Raw genomic sequence first — 20,697 nt, 5'->3', positions numbered from 1 at the left:
CGCAAAATTAATGAGAAGTACTTCACATATTTTAAACATTATGAATGAAAATTGCTCCATTAAACTTATAATAAATGGTGCATTTATTCATAATGGTAATGTTATTTGGAGAAATAATGTCAAATCAACTGATTTAGCTTCATAGAAGTTAAATAAATTCAAGGAGTTTATATGGCAAAGTTATCTCGTGAGGAAATTTTAAGTACGATTCAAAACGGTTTAATTGCTTCGTGTCAGCCTGTTGATGACGGCCCGATGGACAAACCAGAGATCGTGGCTGCGATGGCACAGGCTTCGCTTATCGGGGGGGCTGCAGGGCTACGCATTGAAGGTGTGGATAATTTAACAGCTACTCGTCCGACTGTTAATGCGCCGATTATTGCAATTGTAAAACGGGATTTATCCGATAGTCCAATACGTATCACACCATTTTTACAAGATATTGAAGATTTAGTCACAGCGGGTGCGGATATTATTGCGGTAGATGGAACAGATCGTGTTCGTCCTGTGGCAGTTGAAACAGCGCTAAAACGTATTCATGAATTAGGTTGTTTAGCAATGGCGGACTGCTCTACGCTAGCAGAGGGGTTATATTGCCAGCAGCTCGGTTTTGATATTATCGGTAGCACAATGTCGGGTTATACGGGAGGCAAAGTACCTCAAGAGCCTGATTATCAACTGGTGAAAGACTTAAAAGCTGCGGGCTGTTTTGTGATGGCAGAAGGGCGTTATAACTCGCCAGAATTGGCAAAAACTGCAATTGAAATCGGCGCTAATTGTGTCACAGTGGGTTCGGCTTTAACACGGTTAGAGCATATTGTCGGCTGGTTTGCTGATGCGATTAAAACGGCAAAAGTTTAGGAGGCGATTATGCGTTGTTTAGCATTAGATATTGGTGGAACTAAAATTGCTTCGGCATTGGTTGAAAATAGTGTGATTTCGCAACGACAACAAATCAGCACACCGCAACAAACTGTAGCGGAAGCGATGCACCAAACGTTAGCGACTATTTTGCAACAGTATCAAGGGCAGTTTGATGCGGTTTCAGTGGCTTCGACGGGTATTATCAATAATGGAGTTTTAACGGCACTAAATCCGAAAAATTTAGGTGGGTTAGCTTTCTTTCCGCTCCAAGAAAGTATTGCGCAGCATACGGATAAACCGATTTTCTTGCTAAATGACGTACAAGCGGCAGCTTGTGCCGAGTATCAACATCAAGATAAACAAGTAATCGAAAATTTTGTATTTATTACCGTTTCAACAGGAGTTGGTGGTGGCATTATTCAAAACGGTAAATTGCTTACCCAACCGCATGGTGTAGCGGGACACATTGGACATACCTTAGCCGATCCGAATGGTGCTATTTGTGGTTGTGGTCGCCGTGGGTGCGTTGAAGCGGTTGCATCAGGACGAGCAATCGAAGCCATTTCAAGCCAATGGGCGGAGCCTTGTACCCCAAAACAAGTGTTTGAACAATTCCGAGCGGGTAAAGTACAAGCGGTCGAATTAGTCGAAAAATCTGCAAAAGCTATTGCGAATTTAGTGGCGGATTTAACCATTGGTTTAGACACGCAAAAAGTGGTGATTGGTGGCAGTGTCGGATTGGCAGAAGGTTATTTACCGCTAGTACAAAAGTATTTAGCTGAAATGCCTCATTTTTACCATTGTGAATTAGAAGCGGCAAAATATGGCGCTGATGCTGGATTAATTGGTGCGGCTGCGTGGGCAGAACAACATTATTAGTTAAATAAGGAACATTATATGAAGAATTTAACGGGTATTTTTAGTGCGTTACTTGTAGCATTTAATCAAGACGGATCGATTAATGAGAAGGGGTTACGCCAAATCATTCGCCATAATATCGACAAAATGAAAGTAGACGGTTTATATGTTGGTGGTTCAACTGGCGAAAACTTTATGCTTTCCATCGTAGAGAAAAAAGAAATTTTCCGCATTGCAAAAGATGAAGCGAGAGATCAAATCGCATTAATTGCTCAAGTTGGCAGTGTCAATTTACAAGAAGCGGTCGAATTAGGTAAATATGCAACTGAATTAGGTTATGATAGTTTATCGGCGGTAACACCATTCTATTACAAATTCAGTTTTGCGGAAATCAAACATTATTACGACACCATTATTGCGGAAACAGGTAATAATATGATTGTGTACTCAATTCCATTCTTAACTGGTGTGAATATCGGTGTTGAACAGTTTGGCGAATTGTATAAAAATCCGAAAATCTTAGGCGTAAAATTTACTGCAGGTGATTTCTATTTATTAGAACGTTTGAAAAAAGCCTATCCAAATCATTTAATCTGGGCAGGCTTTGATGAAATGTTACTACCAGCAGTTGCGCTTGGTGTGGATGGTGCAATCGGTTCGACCTTTAACGTAAATGCCCCGCGAGCTCGTCAAATTTTTGAATTGACTAAACAAGGTAAATTAGCGGAAGCATTAGCAGTGCAACACGTTACTAATGATCTGATTGAAGGTATTTTGGCAAATGGTTTATATCTTACAATTAAAGAATTACTCAAATTACAAGGCGTGGAGGCGGGTTATTGTCGTGAGCCGATGACTGCAAAAGCAACCGAGAAACAACTTGAAGTAGCAACAGCACTTTATGCAAAATTTTTATAAAATTTGACCGTTTGTCATACATATATAACAACAATAATTAGGAAATATTATGCGTCTTATCCCCCTACAAACCAGTGAACAAGTGAGTCGTTGGGCGGCTCGTTATATTGTGGATAGAATTAACCAATTTCAACCAACAGCTGATCGTCCTTTTGTATTGGGCCTACCAACAGGCGGTACGCCGCTACAAACCTATCGAGAGCTACTGCGCTTATACCAAGCGGGCGAAGTGAGCTTTAAGCATGTGGTGACTTTTAATATGGATGAATATGTGGGCTTGCCAGAAGATCACCCCGAAAGTTACCATTCCTTTATGCACCGTCATTTCTTCGATCATATCGATATTCAACCGCAAAATATCAATATGTTGAATGGCAATACCGATGATCATGAAGCAGAGTGCTGGCGTTATGAACAGAAAATTAAATCATACGGCAAAATCCATTTATTTATGGGTGGCGTTGGGGTAGATGGGCATATTGCTTTTAATGAACCTGCTTCGTCTTTGCGCTCTCGCACTCGCATCAAAACCCTTACCGAAGATACTTTAATCGCCAACTCTCGCTTTTTTGATCACGATGTTAATAAAGTGCCGAAATATGCGCTTACGATTGGCGTGGCAACCTTGTTAGATGCGGAAGAAGTGATGTTATTGATTACGGGCTATAACAAAGCCCTTGCTTTACAGGCTTGTGTGGAAGGTGCGGTAAATCATTTATGGACAGTTAGCGCCTTACAATTACATGAACGGGGCATCGTAGTGTGTGATGAACCTGCCACTCAAGAACTGAAAGTCAAAACCGTGAAATATTTTACCCAACTTGAAGCAAATGCGATTCAAAGCGTGTTGTAAGTTTTAAGGTCTGTTACACTATAAACAGACCTTTTCCTTTGGAGAAAATAATGAAATATGCTTTCACTAACAGTGTGATTTATACCGCTAAAGCCGTGTTATACGGACATGCGGTGATTATTGAAAATGATAAAATTCAAGCTCTTTTACCCGAAGCACAACTTGCCGATGATATACAACGTATTGACTTAAAAGGGCATAATTTAACGGCTGGTTTTATTGATTTGCAATTGAATGGTTGTGGCGGGGTAATGGTAAATAGTGAACCGACAGTTCACACTTTTGAAATTATGCAACAAACCAATTTGCGCGCTGGCACTACTAGTTACTTACCAACCTTTATCACTGCATCAGACGAGGGAATGAAACAGGTTGTTGGTGCAATGCGGGAGTATTTGCAGAAATATCAAAATCAAGCACTCGGTTTGCACTTAGAAGGGCCTTATCTCAGCCTCGAGAAAAAAGGCGTGCATCGTGCCGAATATGTGCGTGAAATCACCCCAGAAATGCAACAATTTTTATGCGATAACGCTGATGTAATTACTAAAATTACGTTAGCCGCCGAGAACCCAACCGCAAAAGCGATTCCTGATTTTGTGAAAAGTGGCATTATCGTATCCATTGGACATTCAAATGCGACTTACGAAGTTGCGAAACAAGCGTTTGCGAGTGGTGCAACCTTTGCCACCCATTTGCATAATGCAATGTCGCCAATTAGTTCAGGACGCGCAATGGGCGTAGTTGGCGCGGTGTTAGACAGCGATGAGGTTTATACAGGCGTGATTGTGGACGGCTTACACGTCGAATTTGGCAATGTCAAAATTGCGCATCGTGTGAAAGGCAATAAGTTATGTATCGTGACTGATGCCACGGCAGCGGCAGGGGCGGATATTGACCAGTTTGATTTTGTTGGCACTACTGTCTATGTACGTGATGGCAAATGTTATGACGCTAACGGTACGCTTGGTGGCGCATCAATTACGATGATCGAATCAGTTAAAAATGCGGTGCAAGAAGTGGGCATTCCACTCGATGAAACGCTTAGAATGTGTAGTTACTACCCAGCAATAGCGATAGGTGTGGATGATCGTTTAGGCTCAATCGAAGTGGGCAAAATTGCCAATTTAACCGTATTTACCAACCGTTTTGAAGTGGTTGGTTGTGCGGTAAATGGTGAGTGGACAGCGTTTTAAGTATCTACAAGCGGTTGGATTTCGGCTGGAATTTGCAGAATTTAGTGAGAATTCAACCGCTTGTATTTAATCACTATCGCAATCAAATCTCCCCTAACCCCTCTTTTCTAAAGAGGGGATTTCCGTTAAATATTAACAAGTTATGAAATTTTGACTACTTATGGTTAGGAAACAGAATAGAGCCACAAAGTGGCTCAGTAGGCTTGCAGATCCTTGTAACGGCTCGTGCGAGGGGTGGCTAAATGGAACTACAACGCTGCAAATGCTTTATCGGCAGCAGCGAGGGTAGCTTGAATATCTTCATCACTGTGTGCCAGAGACATAAAGCCAGCCTCAAATGCAGATGGTGCAAGATATACACCTTGTTCTAACATTAAATGGAAGAAACGGTTGAATTTTGCCGCATCGCATTTCATCACATCTTGGAAATTATTGATTTCTGTTTGTTCGGTAAAGAATAAACCGAACATACCGCCCACATATTGCACGGTTAGCGGTACGTTGTGTTTATCTGCTAATGCTTTAAAGCCTTCTGCTAAGGTTTTAGTTTGGACAGCAAGTTTTTCTTCATTACCTGCCTTGGATAATTCGGTTAAACAGGCTAAACCTGCCGCCATCGCAATCGGGTTGCCTGAAAGAGTACCCGCTTGATATACAGGCCCTGTTGGAGCAATGTATTCCATAATTTCTTTTTTACCGCCAAATGCACCTACAGGCATACCACCACCAATAATTTTACCCAGTGTGGTTAAATCTGGTTTGACATTGTAATAGGCTTGCGCCCCGCCTAATGCCACACGGAAACCAGTCATTACTTCATCAATAATAAATACCGCACCATATTGATCACATAAAGCACGTAAACCTTTTAAGAAATCATTTTGGGGCGGAATACAGTTCATATTACCTGCGACTGGTTCAACGATTAAACAAGCAATTTCATTTGGATATTGTGCAAAAGCAGCTTTTACCGAATCTAAATCGTTATAAGTGCAAGTCAATGTGTGTTTAGCAAAATCAGCAGGTACACCTGGGCCACTTGGCTGACCAAGTGTTAAGGCACCAGAGCCTGCTTTTACTAATAGAGAATCTGAATGACCATGGTAGCAACCTTCAAATTTAATGATTTTGTCACGCCCTGTATAACCACGTGCTAAGCGAATCGCCGACATGGTTGCTTCCGTACCTGAGCTAACCATACGCACTAGCTCAATAGACGGAACTAATTTGGTGACTAATTCTGCTAAAGTAATTTCGCTTTCAGTTGGTGCACCGAAGCTTAAACCGTTTGGTACGGCTTTCAATACAGCATCAATAATTGCTGGATGATTATGACCTAACACCATCGGCCCCCAAGAACCGACGTAATCAATATATCTTTTACCATCTGAATCGGTAATATAAGCGCCTTCCGCCTTTTGGATAAATACAGGTGTTCCGCCAACACCTTTAAAAGCACGTACTGGCGAATTTACCCCACCAGGGATCACTTTTTGAGCTTGTTCAAATAGTTGTTCAGATCTAGACATAAAAGATTCCTTAAATTGAAATTAGGCATAAATTTTGCAAAAAATTGAGAAAAAATCACCGCTTACCCATTTTTTTATGTCACAAAGAGCGAGGGTGATCCTATTGATTTTATTTTATAAAAAAAAGCGCAAATAACCTAAAAAAATTTGAGAGTCTGTCCCTTTATGATATTCTGCACGCATTTTTATACATTTATTTTGAGGGAGTAAACCCGTTATGTGGCTTACTTTTATTGCCGTTTTTATTGTCTCATTCGCAAGCCTGATTTTTATGCGTCCAGTGGCGGAAAAAATCGGTTTGGTGGATAAACCTAACTACCGTAAGCGTCATCAGGGGCTTATTCCATTAATCGGCGGTATCGCTTTATTTTTAGGCAATCTCACCTTCTATTTTATGGAATGGCAAGATATGCGCCTGCCGTGGCTTTATTTAACCGCCGTGACTTCTTTGCTGATTATTGGGGTGTTGGATGACCGTTTTGATGTTAGCCCGTTTATTAGAGCCATTATTCAAGCCACATTAGCAGGGCTTATGATTTACAACGGGCTTTCTTTAGATAGTCTAGGGCAAGTGATTGCGCCGTTTAGTATTGAGCTTGGCGTGTTAGGTGTGGTTGTCACCGTGCTTGTTACGATAGGTGTGATTAATGCGTTTAATATGGTGGACGGTATTGATGGCTTATTAGCAGGGCTGTCTAGTGCAAGTTTTGCGGGAATTGGTGTGCTAATGTTGCTCGATGAGCAATATACGCTCGCTTATTGGTGCTTTGCCATTATCGTGGTGCTGATTCCGTATGCGCTGTTTAACCTCAGTGTATTTGGTGCGAAATGGAAAGTATTTATGGGCGATTCGGGCAGTACCCTAATCGGCTTTACCATTATTTGGATTTTATTGCTGAGTACCCAAGGGCAGGGACATACGATTAGCCCAATTACAGGTTTATGGCTGATTGCGGTGCCGTTAATTGATATGGTAGCGGTGATTATTCGCCGTCTGAAAAAAGGTAAAAGTCCGTTCAGACCAGACCGCTTGCACTTACATCATTTAATGATGCGTGCAGGTTTAAGCTCTCGTCAGGCGTTAGCGGTAATTACGTTTGGGGCAGCAATTTGCTCTACCATTGGTGTATTAGGTGAATATTACTATTGGAACCAATGGGTGATGACCATCGGTTTTATTGTATTATTCTTTATCTATGCTTATTCAATTACCCATGCATGGCGTGTTACTCGCTTTATTCGCCGTATGAAACGCAGAGCGAAAAGAAAATTAAGAATTGAGTCATAAGGTTTTGTTATGCAAGCACGATTAGAACAACCCACTTCATTAATTAAACGTGTTGCTCAAAGCGCTGTTACGCTCGTTTTAACTAGTGCGATTGGCGCGGGTATTGCGTTTGGATTAGCACAGCTTAAAACGCCTACTTGGAAAGCCGTGGCGCAATTTGATCAGCCAACTGTGCTAGAACTTGGCAATTATTATGCGCTGTTTTCCACCTATAATTTTGTAAATGGTGGTGATAACGTGACTTATCAGGTAGTAAAAGATGATAAGAGTGAGTTGACATTGACACCAAGTGTGTCACAAACCTCAGAAGAGAGGGTAACACAAAATGTGTACGCCGAGTTTAAACGCAATCTAAGCTCATTAGATTTGTTAGTGAATTTTCTGGCGCAGACAGAAGTGGTGAAATTAAAAGCACAACTGGAAAATCAGCCGATTGCAGTTATGGCGCAACAAATGGCAAAACAATTTGTGTTTGAAAATGGCTCAAGACTTCAATCTGTAGATCGTTTAAGTGTGGTGTCAACCAATCCAGAAGAAGCACAACAACTACTGAGCCAATTTATTGAATTTGCTAATCAGCAGACAAAGCGAGCCTTGAATGCGGAGCTGATTGCTAAATGGAAAGTTCTCTTTCAACAGGTAAAAAATGCGGCTGAAATTAAATTAGGTGCAACTCAACAAGGCAACCAAATTGCAGCGCAAGACTGGAATGGCAAACTGGCTTTAATGCGCTCGGTGCAGCCGTTAGATGATAAATTAAAGGCATTTCGCTGGCTCACATCGCCAACAGCGCCTCTCTTTCCAGCTTCGCCAAATCAGTCACTGTGGCTGACGATTGGCGGATTGAGTGGGTTACTATTCGGTATTATGCTAGTTTCGTTTTCAGGTTTATTGAGCAGAAAGCAACGTAATGACCAAAAAAATTAATGTATTAACCATTTTTGGTACACGCCCAGAGGCGATCAAAATGGCTCCGCTAGCGAAGATGCTAGCGGATGATCCGCATTTTAATGCGAAAGTTTGTGTGACTGGACAGCATCGAGAAATGTTGGATCAAGTGTTAAGTTTATTTGAAATTCAGCCTGATTTTGATTTGAATATCATGAAATTAGGGCAAGACCTTACCGATATTACTCTTCGTATTTTGCAAGAATTGAAAGCAGTATTTGCAAATTATCGTCCAGATATTGTGTTGGTTCATGGCGATACGACGACGACATTTGCTGCTACGCTCGCTTGTTATTATCACCAAATTCCTGTTGGACATGTAGAAGCGGGTCTGAGAACAGGCAATCTCTATTCACCTTTTCCCGAAGAGGGCAATCGTTTATTAACAAGTGTGATTGCGCACTATCATTTTGCGCCGACGCAAGAAGCGAAAGCTAACTTATTGCAAGAGTTAAAAGCCGAGCAAACGATTTGGGTTACGGGCAATACGGTGATTGATGCACTGTTAGGCGTGTTGCAAAAAATTGGCAATAATGCACCGCTTGCAGCTCAATTAGCAGGGCAATATCCATTTTTGGATCATCGTAAAAAAATGCTGTTGGTAACAGGGCATCGTCGTGAAAGTTTCGGGCAAGGTTTTGAGCGTATTTGCCAAGCATTGGTGGCGATTGCACAACGTCATCCAGAGGTGCAAATTGTATACCCAGTTCATTTAAACCCTAATGTGTATGAACCTGTCACCCGTTTATTAGCAGGGATCGACAATATCTTTTTGATTGAACCGCAAGATTATTTACCTTTTGTATACTTAATGGATCGTTCTTATCTGATTTTAACCGATTCAGGCGGTATTCAAGAGGAAGCGCCAGCGCTAGGCAAACCCGTGTTAGTCATGCGTGAAACAACCGAACGTCCAGAAGCAATTCAAGCTGGTACGGTGCGTTTGGTCGGTACCGATAGCGAAAAAATCATTGCTGAGGTAGAGCGTTTACTCGAGGATGAATACGCATACCAAAGTATGGCGCAGGCGCACAATCCTTATGGCGATGGCAAAGCGTGCCAGCGCATTGTTAATGCGATTAAACAAACGTTTTATTGATAGGCTTTGCAAACGCAAAGCTTTTTATCACCGCTTTAAACGGTGATTTTCGGAAACAAGCAAATGACAACATTTAACACCATTTCAGTAATTGGTTTAGGTTATATCGGACTACCTACGGCAACGGCTTTTGCCAGCGCGGGCTGTCGGGTATTAGGGGTGGATATTAATGCCGAAACGGTTCATACGATTAACCAAGGCAAAATCCATATTATTGAGCTTGATTTAGAGCAAGCTGTGCAACAAGCGGTCGCAAAAGGTCTGCTTTTTGCAAGTGTCTCGGTTCAACCTGCCGATGCCTTTCTGATTGCGGTGCCTACCCCATTTCAACATCACTATCAGCCTGATTTAAGTTACATTGAAGCGGCGGCTCAGGCGATTGCCCCCCATTTGCAAGCGGGAAATTTAGTGATTTTAGAGTCTACTTCGCCAGTTGGTACTACCGAAAAACTTGAGCAATGGCTGAAACAACGACGCCCAGATTTAACGTTTCCAACTGAAATGGGAAACGCATCAGATATTCGCATGGCCTATTGCCCAGAACGAGTGCTACCTGGCAAAGTGATGATCGAGTTATTCCAAAATGATCGTGTGATCGGCGGGTTAAGTGAAAAATGTGCGCAACAAGCGGTCGAGTTATATCAACTTTTTGTAAAAGGCGAATGTATCCAAACTCATGCCAGAACCGCAGAAATGTGCAAACTCACAGAAAATAGCTTCCGTGATGTGAATATCGCTTTTGCCAATGAGCTATCCATGATTTGCGATAAATTGCAAATTAGTGTCTGGGAATTAATTGCACTTGCCAATCGTCACCCTCGAGTAAATATTTTGCAACCTGGCGCTGGTGTTGGTGGGCATTGTATTGCCGTGGATCCTTGGTTTATTGTGTCGCAAGCACCAGAGCAAGCACGTTTGATTCGCACAGCTCGGGAAGTGAATGATAGCAAACCACATTGGGTGATCGATAAGGTAAAAACAGCGCTAGCTGATTGTGTTACCGTTAAGAATTGCGCACCGAATCAGGTCAATATCGCTTGCTTAGGCTTAGCGTTTAAACCTGATATTGATGATTTGCGTGAAAGCCCAGCGGTCGAAATTACTCAACATATTGCAAATTGGCACGCAGGAAAAGTGTTGGCAGTGGAACCGAATATAAGCGCTTTACCCGCACAATTAGCCGATAAAGTTGAGCTAGTCAGCTTTGAGCAAGCGTTAAAGCAAGCGGATATTTTAGTATTATTAGTTGATCACCAATCATTCAAAGCCGTATCAGCAGAGGTGATCAGCCAACATTGGTTGGTTGATAGTAGAGGCGTGTGGATCAAATAATGCAATATGAGATAGCACCTAATCGCTGGTTATCCGATTTTTTCGGGCGAGAAATTCGAGAAGTAAAAGTGCAAGTGCAAAATGTAGAGCAAATTCAGGCGCTACAAACTCAAGGTTTTCAGTTTGTTGAGGGGGAGTTGGATTTTGGTTTAGCACTGGTAAATTACCAGCCAAAAATGACCGCTTGTAAGCCAGCGACTGAGGCGGATATTAGCGAGTTAGAATCCCTGTTCGGTAATGCTTTCCCAATGAGCCGTTTTCGTGCACCGTGGTTTTCTCGTGCTGAAAATCAGCGTTTTTATCAAACATGGATTCGCAATGCTGTGCGTGCAGAATTTGATGATATTTGCTTCTTACTCAGAGCAACAAGCGGTCAAATTCAGGGTGCAATTAGCGTGCGAGTGCGAGATAAACAAGCTCGAGTTGGGCTGCTGGCGGTCGCACCCGCATTTCAGCGTCAAGGTGTGGCGTATCAATTGTTACAAGCGGCTATCGGCTGGGCACAACAACAGGGTGCAATCAGTCTTTCAATTGCGACCCAAACAAGCAATTTAAACGCTATTCGTTTATATCAAAAATTAGGCGCTTCGTTACAACAGGCGAGCTATTGGTTTTATTTAAACAAATATGATGAATTATGATTCCATTTAATAAACCACCAGTTACAGGTCATGAGTTGGCGTTTCTACAGCAGGCAATCAATAGTGGCAAATTATCTGGTGATAGCGATTACACCAAACAATGCGAGCGTTGGTTTGAGCAACAGTTTGGCACATGCAAAGCGTTGCTGACTCCTTCGTGTACTGCCTCACTGGAAATGGCAGCGATTTTGTTGAATATTCAGGCAGGCGATGAAGTCATTATGCCAAGCTATACCTTTGTTTCCACGGCAAATGCGTTTGCTTTGCGTGGAGCGAAAATCGTGTTTGTTGATATTCGCCCTGATACGATGAATATTGATGAAACAAAAATTGAAGCGGCGATCACCCCCAAAACCAAAGCAATTGTGCCTGTGCATTATGCAGGGGTGGCTTGCGAGATGGATAGCATTATGGCGATTGCCGAAAAGCACCAGTTGTATGTGGTGGAAGATGCGGCACAGGCGGTGATGGCATTTTATAAAGGTAAAGCGCTTGGTACGATTGGGCATTTGGGTTGTTATAGCTTTCATGAAACCAAAAATTATAGCTCGGGCGGTGAAGGCGGGGCGATTCTGATTAATGATATTCAGTTAGTTGAGCGAGCGGAAATCGTGCGTGAGAAAGGCACGAATCGAAGCCAGTTTTTCCGTGGGCAAGTGGATAAATATACGTGGCGTGATATTGGTTCGAGCTTTTTGATGTCTGATTTACAAGCGGCTTATTTAGCCGCACAGCTAGAAATGGCAGAGCAAATTAATCAGCGTCGTTTAGCCATTTGGCAACAATATTTTGAGGCTTTTTCCCCGTTTGCACAGCGGATTCAATTACCACAACAGCCTGTAGAATGTCAGCATAATGCGCATATGTTTTATCTTAAATTTAAAGATTTAGCTGAACGAAGCGCTTTTATTGATTGGATGAAACAGAAAGATATTTTGGCAGTATTTCATTATATTCCGCTTCACTCAAGTCCAGCGGGGCAAAAACTTGGTCAATTTTGTGGTGTAGATCAGTACACCAGTTTGGAAAGCGAACGTTTAGTACGCTTACCTTTATTTTATAATATGTCGGAAGCAGAAGTGCGCCTTGTGATTGAGGCGGTATTGGAATTTCTTCATCAATGAAATCGTTAAGTAACACAACATTTTGGACTGCAATCTCTACACTTTTTAAAATTGTAGTTGGGCTATTGCTGGTCAAATTATTCGCATTGCAATTTGGTACAGCAGGGTTAGGCCAGGTCGCCAATTTTATGACGTTGATTACCGTGCTAGGCGTATTTGCGGGAGCAGGGATTTTTAATGGTGTAACCAAATATGTGGCAGAATTTGAACATCAGCCTGAAAATTTGACCGCTTTGTTCTCTACCGCTAATCGTATTATTGTGCTGTTTTCGGGCGTGCTGGCACTGGTTTTCTTGCTCTGTTCCGCACAGATTAGCCAATGGCTATTTTATTCACAAGATTATCAAACGGTGGTAATTGCTACGGGGATTGCTCAGTTTGGGATCGCCAATAGTAATTATTTTCTCGCCATCTTAAAGGGCTATCGTAACGTTAAAGCGACGGCGATGAGCGTGATAATTGGCTCATTGTTAGGCTTGAGCGTGTTTCTGATTGGCTTATACGGCTGTGGCTACCATGGCGCTTTGGTTGGCTTGGTGGTAATGCCTGCTTTGGTTTTTCTGCCTGCGCGTTATTTTCTTCATCGACAATTACAAGCGGTCAAATTTGGGAGAAATTTTGCCTTTTCGTCTGAACATGCCAAAAAGTTGTTTAAATTTAGTATAATGGTGTTTATTACAGCGCTCACTTTGCCTGTTGCGTATGTACTAATGCGTGATTTGTTGGTGCAATATCATTCGTTAGAAGCGGTTGGATTATGGCAGGGAGTTAGCAAAATTTCAGATGCTTATTTGCAATTTATTACCGCTGCTTTTTCGGTTTATTTATTGCCAACCTTTGCGAGATTAAACGCAAAAGCACCACTGCAACAAGAAGTAGTTAAAGCGTTAAAATTTGTAGGTGTGGCAGCGCTATTAGCGGGCGTGACAATTTTCTCGCTAAAACATTGGATTATCTTATTGCTATATAGCAAAGATTTTTTAGCCATGGAATCCCTATTCCTCTGGCAATTGTTAGGCGATACTTGCAAAGTGCTGGCTTATGTTTTTGGCTATTTGATCGTGGCAAAAGCCTCGTTAAAACTTTATGCGGTCGCTGAAATTTTACAGCTTGGGTTATTGGTGGGAATAGGACATTTATTTATTCCACATTATGGCGCACAAGGTGCAGTACAGGCTTATTTTGCGACCTATTTGGTCTATTTATTATTGTGTGTCGCAGGTTTTAAATATTATCTGAAACATTCAAACTAACCTTAAAAATAATAAAAGCCCTCGGGACTTCCTGTCGTGAGGGCTTAATTTTCACAATACTTACTAATGATTGAGAAACGATTAGACAGAGATACTCACATTTTCTTTCACTCGGCAGCTACAAGCTAACACATAGCCTTGCGCAATTTCTTCCTCAGTTAAATCACCTGTATTCACCACTTCGTATTCACCGCCTGTAACTTTAGTTTTGCATAAGCCACATAAACCTGTACGACAGCCTGAAACCACAGGTTGCTCTTGTGCTTCCAGGGCTGCTAATAACGTCATGCCTACAGGCACTTCTGCGGTAATTTGTTTTGCACCGTTAATCGTTAACGTCGTTTTCTTATCTGAGCTGATTTCGCCCGCTAATGCGGTATTGAAGAAAGCTTCGGTAAAGAAACGATCTTCGCTTACCCCTAATTCAGTTACGATATTTTTTAACGTTGCCATATAGGCTTCAGGGCCACAAGTCATTACCGTGTAATCAGTGATATTTGGTACAGCATTTTTGATAATTTCTGCTGAAATTCGACCGCTGGCAAAGCCTTCGCGCGCATCTACTGAGGCATTAAACACTAAATTTAAGTGAGGATATTTCGCTTTTAGTTCCGCCCATTCGGCTTTAAAGATTACATCTTCTGGTGAGTGTACGCTGTGGATCACCGTTACGTTAGTTTCTGGGCGGTTTGCTAATAACCAGCGAGTCATTGACATAATCGGTGTTACGCCACTGCCTGCGCCAACTAATAAATAGTTGTTAGCCTGCACTTGTTGGCAAGAAAATTCGCCCATTGGGTTTGAAAACCACACTTGATCGCCCACTTTCACTTCGTTATTTAACCAAGTTGAGCCAACCCCGCCTTCAATTTCACGCACAGTAATCGACACAAAACAGCTTTCGCCTGGCGTAGAAGAGAGTGAATAAGCACGAGTGATATGTGGTGTATTTTTAATGCTCACTAACGCATATTGCCCTGCTTGATATGGATAGAAATCTTGAGCGATAAAGTTAATGGTTTTTACATGCGGAGCTTCTTGTACGATTGAATAAACTTGTAATTCATTAATACAGAGCGGGTTTTTATTGGTATTTGCCATTTTTGTCTTCTCTATTTTCGTTACATAGGGTGCGTTAGCAAATGCACCCTACGATTGGTTATTTATTGATGATATGACCGAAATCTTGTTCTGGGGTGGTTAAACCGCTTAAACCAAATTTTTCGTGTAATAAATTCATCACATTATCATTTAAGAACGCAGGTTTGCTTGGACCTGAATACACATTTTTCACGCCAAGTGCTAACGACGTTAATAACACGATAATCGCTTTTTGTTCGAACCAAGAAAGCACGATAGAAAGTGGTAATTCATTTAAACCAATACCCAATTTTTGCGAAAGGGTAACCGCTAACATAATGGCTGAATACGTATCGTTACATTGACCTGCATCTAATAAACGTGGCAAGCCACCATCAATGGTACCGAAATCTAATTTATTAAAACGGTATTTACCACAGCCTAAAGTCAGTACCGCAGTATCTTTCGGTAATGCATAAGCTAAATCCGTATAGTAATGACGCTCTTCTTTATCGCCATCACAACCTCCAATCAAAAATACGTGGCTTAATTTACCTGCTTTAACTAAATCAATCACCGCATCTGATGCGTCAATTAAGGTTTTACGACCGAAGCCCACCGTGATGTAGTGTTCTAATTCGGTGTATGGGAAGCCTTCACAAGCTAATGCTTTTTCGATCACGGGGCTAAAGTCGTGATCTTCTAAGTGTGTTACACCTGGCCAGCCTACAATGTTACGTGTGAAGATACGATCTGCATAATCACCCACATTTGGATCGATTAAGCAGTTTGAAGTCATCACGATCGCACCCGGGAAGCGGGCAAATTCTTTTTGCTGATTTTGCCAGCCCGAACCAAAGTTACCGACCAAGTGTTTATATTTTTTCAGTTCTGGGTAGCCGTGTGCAGGTAACATTTCGCCGTGAGTGTAAATGTTAATACCTTTGCCTTCGGTTTGTTCAAGTAACTCTTTTAAGTCTTTTAAATCGTGGCCAGAAATCAGAATACATTTGCCTTTTACGGGGCGAATATTTACAGAAGCAGGCACTGGATTGCCGAAGTGTTCTGTCTCACCCGCATCAAGCATTGCCATCACTTTGAAGTTCATTGAACCGATCGCTAACGCTTTTTCAAGTAATTCGTTTAAGTCGCTCGGTTTCGTTCCTAACCAAGACATAAAGCCGTGATATTCTACGTATAAATCGTTATCGAATTTTCCTAACACATAAGCGTGTTCTAAATACGCTGCTGCGCCTTTTAAGCCGTAAAGGGCTAATAGACGTACACCGTGTACTTCTTCGCCGATTTCCGCACGGTCGGTATCTAATGCAAATTGTTTCGCTTGTTCTGCTAATTGATCAATTGAAATACCAGTTAATTCAATATGTGCTAAGGGGTGGTTTAGTGTTGGATTGGGCTCAACTTCGCTGATCGCTTTGATTAAATTGTTACGGTAAATAATTGCTTGCTGTGCGTAGCCTACAATACGAGCCGAATCAAAGTTTACGTTGGTAAGTGTCGCGAAGAACGCGCGAGGCGCAAAAGCATCTGCTTCGTGATGAATAATGCCGTGCTCACGCGCTTTTAACGCCCATGCGGACAGGCTGTGTAATGTTGCAATAAGTAAGTCTTGTAGATCTGAGGTTTCAGCCGTTTTACCACACATACCTTGACCGAAACTACAGCCGTTCCCCACTGGGGTTACCATGGTTTGTTCACATTGAACGCAGTACATAAAATCACTCCAAACTGATTATTAAAAATAAATAACCTACTAAAATAGTAGGAAATAATTGCTTAAATCATAGCGATAACCAAAACGGATAAAAAGCGGAAAATTTTGAAAAATGATAGGAATTTGATCTAGTCGTACTTTGCTACTTCTAACGGGGTATAAGAGGATTTTAGTGAGAATTATTGCTAATTTTAATTGCAAAATTTTGCTGATTTTTGACTGCTTATTTGGCTTCTTTTAGGCGTGATGATAAACTTTTAAGCGTTAATTTATTTTTAGAAAGCGCTTTATGAAACCAATTTATCATATTTTAGGCTCAAATATTTTGTATCATAATCAAACACTATTGAGCTTTTTCCAACAAGAATTATTACCGCATTTACAAGCTCAACAACACTATTTTTATGTTGTAGGGGCGCCGTCGCTAGTTGAAGATTATCCCGCATTAGCGCTTAGCTGTTTTGAGAGTAAAAACGCCATTGCGCAAGCGGTCGTATGCAAAGCAAGAGCCGATCAGCGGGCGCAGTTTATTTTACACGGTCAGTATAATTTTCCTCTTTGGTTGGCAATTTTAACGGGAAATCTGCCTGCGTCTCGTTGCTATTGGCATATTTGGGGAGCGGATTTATATGAAGAATCATCAGCGTGGCAGTTTAAATTGCTTTACCCGCTACGCCGAATGGCGCAAAACAAATTGCCCGTATTATGGGGAACCAAAGGCGATCTTGCGTTCGCACATCAAAAGTTAAAGCGCAATCATTCACGCGATAGTCTATTATATTTTCCAACGAAAATGCCAAAGGTGGCGCCTTTACTTACACCGAAAACGCAAGGTGAACATCTAACGATATTGCTCGGTAATTCGGGAGATCGCTCAAATCGCCATTTGGAAGCACTGACGCAAATTAAACAACAGTTGGGTGAAAAGGTACGTATTATTATTCCAATGGGTTATCCAGCCAATAACCAGCAATATATTACGCAGGTTCAGCAACAAGCGGTCGAATTTTTCCCAAAAAATGCAGTTAAAATTCTCACTGAACAACTTAGCTTTGAAGATTATTTAGCGCTATTAGCAGAATGTGATATAGGCTATTTTAATTTTGCACGCCAGCAGGGTATTGGCACAATGTGTTTGTTGATTCAACGTAATATCCCAATTGTGCTATCTCGCCAGAATCCGTTTACGCAGGATCTACAAGCAGAACAGATCCCATTTTTATACAGCGATGAGATCAACACATTTAGCATTGCGCAAACGCAACAACAATTGATACAACTAGATAAAACAGCGATCAGTTTTTTTGCACCGAATTATCGTTCGCAATGGCTCACGCTTTTAACTCAGGTAAGTGAAAAATAATATGATGATTGAATATGCGCTACTCAGCGGATTTTATTTGTTATCGGTATGGCTAATTTTATTGCTCTGCTATCGGGCTTATCAGCACAAACCGTTTTCGTTTCACTTATTATTTAGTGTGATCTATTTTGTGACCTTTTATTTAGGTTTCCCATTGTCGATGAGCTTAGCGCTAGGCTTTGATACGGCTTTGCCAGCAACGGATCAATTAGCGCTTACGCTGTTTAGCGCTTTGTTTGGCTATCTGATTTATTATGCGATTTATCATTCGCTCTGGCTATCGGCGCTCCACCAGCCAGCACAAGCGGTCGAATTTCCACAAAAATTTGCAAAATTAGAAGCAAAATTGACCGCTTATTTACTAGCGGGTATGGCAATTTTGAGCTTGGTGGCATTTATTGCGATGAATGGCTTGCTATTATTTAAATTGAGCCAATATAACCAAATTTTTTCAGCTTCAGTGAGTGGTGTGGCGCTAAAACGTTTCTTTTACTTTTTTATCCCGGCTTTGCTGATTATGTTTTTCTTAGCTAACCATAAAAAAGCGTGGGTTAGTTTTCTCATTTTAGGCGTCGGATTTGGCTTGCTAAGCTATCTTGCGGTTGGCGGAACTCGGGCAAATATGGCGTTGGCGTTTGTGTTATTCTTCTTTATAGGAATGGATAAAGGCTACCTGAGCTTTAAATGGCTCCTGATTGCAGGAGCAGTCATGATTGGAGCGATGTTTGTTTTGGCATTGGCTCGCTACGGCTTAAATGTGAGTGGAAGTGAAGCGTTGTTTACTTTTTTATATTTGACACGTGATACCTTTTCACCTTGGGAAAATGTGGCGCTAATTTTATCTCAACCGATTGAATATCAGGGGGTGATGCCAATCGTACGTGATTTCTATGTATATATCCCAAAATGGTTGTGGGCAGAGCGTCCTGACTATGTGTTAAATAGTGCAAATTATTTCACTTGGGAAATTTTAGCGAATTTTTCAGGGCTTGCGATTTCGCCTACTATATTAGGTTCTTTCTATATTATGGGTGGATTGCCGATGATCGGTGTGGGAATGGCATTTGTCGGATTGATGATGAAAGGATTCGACCGCTTGTTGGCATATGGTAAAACACATAGAAATATGAGCCGTTCAGCGCTGATTCAGGCTTATTGTTTTGCCAATTTATTCAATATGATTGTGTTAGTGCGAGAAGGCGCAGATGCCTTTTTTTCTCGCTTCGTTTTTTTCAGTGTGATTTTTGCGCTGTGTTGGGCACTGGCTTATATACTGACGGTCGCCCATTGTTATATCAGACTCACCAAAGAAGGGTAAAATGCTCCAGAACGTAACCATAAGAGGCATTGAGTTGCTAGCAATTAAAAATAAAATGGCTTTTGTAGATTTTCTGATGAATCCACAAGCGGTCAAATTTGGCAAATTAATAGCAATTAATGCAGAAAAGCTGATAATTAGCGAACAACAGCCCGAAGTAGCAAATTTATTACAGCATGCGGAATATAAATACGCAGATGGTATTAGCATTGTGCGATCGATCAAAAAGAAATATCCAAATATACAAGATATAGAGCGCATTGCAGGTGCAGATTTATGGGAAGCGTTAATCTATCGTGCGGCAGAATTACAACTTCCTGTATTTTTAGTGGGCGGTAGTGCCGACACACTTGCAAAAGTCCAATCAAAATTAACCGCTTGTAAGCTTAATATTGTTGGCACACAAGACGGTTATTTTAATCAAGCGGATGAAGAGTACGTAATTGAACGCATTCGCCAAAGTGGCGCAAAATTTGTAAGTGTAGCAATGGGATCGCCAAAACAAGAACGTTTCATGCAAAAAGCACAGCAACAATATCCAGATTGCTTATATATGGGAGTTGGCGGTACTTATGACGTCTTCACTGGAAAAGTGAAACGTGCACCAAAGATTTGGCAAGATTTAGGTTTAGAATGGTTATATCGCCTATTAAGCCAACCGACTCGCTGGCGACGACAATTAAATTTAATCCGCTTTGCTTATTACTACTATACAAAACAGCTATAAAATACAGCAAAAATGACAATTATTATTCATTTTGAATAAATTAAAAGCAGGCAAACGCTTTTTTGCAATTTTTTTTCAAAAAGTGCTAGACAAGGTAAGGTGAAATCTATAATATACGCCTCCGTTGCGACGCACTAAACAAAACGATGAAAATCGAAAGCGTTCGTAGCTCAGTTGGATAGAGCGTTGGCCTCCGGAGCCAAAGGTCGCAAGTTCGAATCTTGTCGAGCGCGCCAGTTGTCAATGCAGCACTATCAACATTGTGGTGGCTATAGCTCAGTTGGTAGAGCCCTGGATTGTGATTCCAGTTGTCGTGGGTTCGAGTCCCATTAGCCACCCCATTTAAAACATACTCTTATGAGTAACTGACGGCGAGTAGCGCAGCTTGGTAGCGCAACTGGTTTGGGACCAGTGGGTCGTAGGTTCAAATCCTATCTCGCCGACCACTTTCTTTTTGTTCTTTAACAATCTATCAGACAATCTGTGTGGGCACTTGTTGATTGACTTGATTGAAAATATTTTTTAATTTTGAAGTCTTAATAGGTGCTTAAACTAGAAATTCATTTTTACTTTT

General features: G+C 41.4%; 18 protein-coding genes and 3 tRNA genes. 18 read left to right on the top strand and 3 right to left on the bottom strand.

Annotation, left to right across the window (positions count from 1 at the left end; translation table 11 throughout):
• The first annotated feature begins 171 nt into the window (after nucleotides 1-171).
• Genes F8M47_RS00515 through nagA form a run of 5 tightly spaced genes read left to right on the top strand, consistent with a single transcriptional unit; the run spans nucleotide 172 to nucleotide 4,686 of the window.
• Nucleotides 172-861 (top strand): N-acetylmannosamine-6-phosphate 2-epimerase, encoded by a 690-nt coding sequence (locus tag F8M47_RS00515; RefSeq protein WP_150538266.1) that lies wholly within the window; start codon nucleotides 172-174, stop codon nucleotides 859-861.
• A 9-nt stretch (nucleotides 862-870) separates the two neighbouring features.
• A complete protein-coding gene (locus F8M47_RS00510; RefSeq protein ID WP_150538265.1) occupies nucleotides 871-1,743 on the top strand; it encodes an N-acetylmannosamine kinase in 873 nt (290 codons plus the stop codon).
• Between the two features lie 18 nt (nucleotides 1,744-1,761).
• Complete coding sequence (gene nanA, locus F8M47_RS00505; RefSeq protein WP_150538264.1) at nucleotides 1,762-2,640, top strand: N-acetylneuraminate lyase; 879 nt, start codon at nucleotides 1,762-1,764, stop codon at nucleotides 2,638-2,640.
• A gap of 49 nt (nucleotides 2,641-2,689) precedes the next feature.
• Nucleotides 2,690-3,493 (top strand): glucosamine-6-phosphate deaminase, encoded by an 804-nt coding sequence (gene nagB / locus F8M47_RS00500; RefSeq protein WP_150538263.1) that lies wholly within the window; start codon nucleotides 2,690-2,692, stop codon nucleotides 3,491-3,493.
• A 50-nt stretch (nucleotides 3,494-3,543) separates the two neighbouring features.
• Nucleotides 3,544-4,686, top strand: a complete 1,143-nt coding sequence (gene nagA, locus F8M47_RS00495; protein ID WP_150538262.1) for an N-acetylglucosamine-6-phosphate deacetylase — start codon at nucleotides 3,544-3,546, stop codon at nucleotides 4,684-4,686.
• A 248-nt stretch (nucleotides 4,687-4,934) separates the two neighbouring features.
• Here the strand turns inward: nagA and hemL are convergent, their stop codons facing one another.
• Nucleotides 4,935-6,215 (bottom strand): glutamate-1-semialdehyde 2,1-aminomutase, encoded by a 1,281-nt coding sequence (hemL, locus tag F8M47_RS00490; RefSeq protein WP_150538261.1) that lies wholly within the window; start codon nucleotides 6,213-6,215, stop codon nucleotides 4,935-4,937.
• Between the two features lie 217 nt (nucleotides 6,216-6,432).
• On the opposite strand from hemL, the gene wecA reads away from it, so the two are divergent.
• The 7 genes from wecA to wzxE all read left to right on the top strand — a co-directional run bounded on the left by wecA (nucleotide 6,433) and on the right by wzxE (nucleotide 13,900).
• Nucleotides 6,433-7,503: a UDP-N-acetylglucosamine--undecaprenyl-phosphate N-acetylglucosaminephosphotransferase gene (gene wecA / locus F8M47_RS00485; protein ID WP_150538260.1), complete on the top strand. Its 1,071-nt coding sequence runs from the start codon at nucleotides 6,433-6,435 to the stop codon at nucleotides 7,501-7,503.
• Between the two features lie 9 nt (nucleotides 7,504-7,512).
• Nucleotides 7,513-8,430, top strand: coding sequence for a transporter (locus F8M47_RS00480; RefSeq protein WP_167509582.1), 918 nt, complete (start codon nucleotides 7,513-7,515; stop codon nucleotides 8,428-8,430).
• Entirely contained in the window at nucleotides 8,414-9,550 is a 1,137-nt protein-coding gene (wecB, locus tag F8M47_RS00475) for a non-hydrolyzing UDP-N-acetylglucosamine 2-epimerase (protein ID WP_150538259.1), read from the top strand. Before F8M47_RS00480 ends, wecB begins: the two co-directional genes overlap by 17 nt.
• A gap of 63 nt (nucleotides 9,551-9,613) precedes the next feature.
• Nucleotides 9,614-10,882, top strand: coding sequence for a UDP-N-acetyl-D-mannosamine dehydrogenase (gene wecC, locus F8M47_RS00470; RefSeq protein ID WP_150538258.1), 1,269 nt, complete (start codon nucleotides 9,614-9,616; stop codon nucleotides 10,880-10,882).
• Nucleotides 10,882-11,523 carry a dTDP-4-amino-4,6-dideoxy-D-galactose acyltransferase gene (rffC, locus tag F8M47_RS00465; RefSeq protein WP_150538257.1) on the top strand — a complete coding sequence of 214 codons (642 nt, stop codon included), beginning with the start codon at nucleotides 10,882-10,884 and terminating at the stop codon, nucleotides 11,521-11,523. Before wecC ends, rffC begins: the two co-directional genes overlap by 1 nt.
• Complete coding sequence (gene rffA / locus F8M47_RS00460) at nucleotides 11,517-12,647, top strand: dTDP-4-amino-4,6-dideoxygalactose transaminase (protein ID WP_208790017.1); 1,131 nt, start codon at nucleotides 11,517-11,519, stop codon at nucleotides 12,645-12,647. Before rffC ends, rffA begins: the two co-directional genes overlap by 7 nt.
• Nucleotides 12,644-13,900: a lipid III flippase WzxE gene (gene wzxE, locus F8M47_RS00455; RefSeq protein ID WP_150538255.1), complete on the top strand. Its 1,257-nt coding sequence runs from the start codon at nucleotides 12,644-12,646 to the stop codon at nucleotides 13,898-13,900. Before rffA ends, wzxE begins: the two co-directional genes overlap by 4 nt.
• An 81-nt stretch (nucleotides 13,901-13,981) precedes the next feature.
• On the opposite strand, the gene hcr is transcribed toward wzxE, so the two are convergent.
• Entirely contained in the window at nucleotides 13,982-15,001 is a 1,020-nt protein-coding gene (gene hcr, locus F8M47_RS00450; RefSeq protein ID WP_150538254.1) for an NADH oxidoreductase, read from the bottom strand.
• A 58-nt stretch (nucleotides 15,002-15,059) separates the two neighbouring features.
• Nucleotides 15,060-16,715 (bottom strand): hydroxylamine reductase, encoded by a 1,656-nt coding sequence (hcp, locus tag F8M47_RS00445; protein WP_150538253.1) that lies wholly within the window; start codon nucleotides 16,713-16,715, stop codon nucleotides 15,060-15,062.
• 289 nt (nucleotides 16,716-17,004) lie between these two features.
• On the opposite strand from hcp, the gene F8M47_RS00440 reads away from it, so the two are divergent.
• From F8M47_RS00440 to F8M47_RS00415, 6 genes are all read left to right on the top strand, one after another.
• Nucleotides 17,005-18,078, top strand: coding sequence for a TDP-N-acetylfucosamine:lipid II N-acetylfucosaminyltransferase (locus F8M47_RS00440; protein ID WP_150538252.1), 1,074 nt, complete (start codon nucleotides 17,005-17,007; stop codon nucleotides 18,076-18,078).
• 1 nt (nucleotide 18,079) lies between these two features.
• The gene (wzyE, locus tag F8M47_RS00435) at nucleotides 18,080-19,396 is read left to right on the top strand and encodes an ECA oligosaccharide polymerase (RefSeq protein ID WP_208790016.1); all 1,317 of its coding nucleotides are present in this window, start codon (nucleotides 18,080-18,082) and stop codon (nucleotides 19,394-19,396) included.
• Between the two features lies 1 nt (nucleotide 19,397).
• On the top strand, nucleotides 19,398-20,123 hold the full coding sequence (gene wecG, locus F8M47_RS00430; RefSeq protein ID WP_150538251.1) for a lipopolysaccharide N-acetylmannosaminouronosyltransferase: 726 nt from the start codon (nucleotides 19,398-19,400) through the stop codon (nucleotides 20,121-20,123).
• A gap of 159 nt (nucleotides 20,124-20,282) precedes the next feature.
• Nucleotides 20,283-20,359: transfer RNA gene (locus tag F8M47_RS00425), tRNA-Arg, on the top strand.
• 29 nt (nucleotides 20,360-20,388) lie between these two features.
• Nucleotides 20,389-20,464 (top strand) — tRNA-His (locus F8M47_RS00420).
• A 28-nt stretch (nucleotides 20,465-20,492) separates the two neighbouring features.
• Nucleotides 20,493-20,569, top strand: a tRNA-Pro gene (locus tag F8M47_RS00415).
• Nucleotides 20,570-20,697: the final 128 nt, after the last annotated feature.

This window comes from Actinobacillus vicugnae, assembly GCF_901687125.1.
Classification (GTDB): domain Bacteria; phylum Pseudomonadota; class Gammaproteobacteria; order Enterobacterales; family Pasteurellaceae; genus Actinobacillus; species Actinobacillus vicugnae.
The sequence above is the reverse complement of the archived record's forward strand: the minus strand, read 5'-3'. Positions and strand labels throughout refer to the sequence as shown.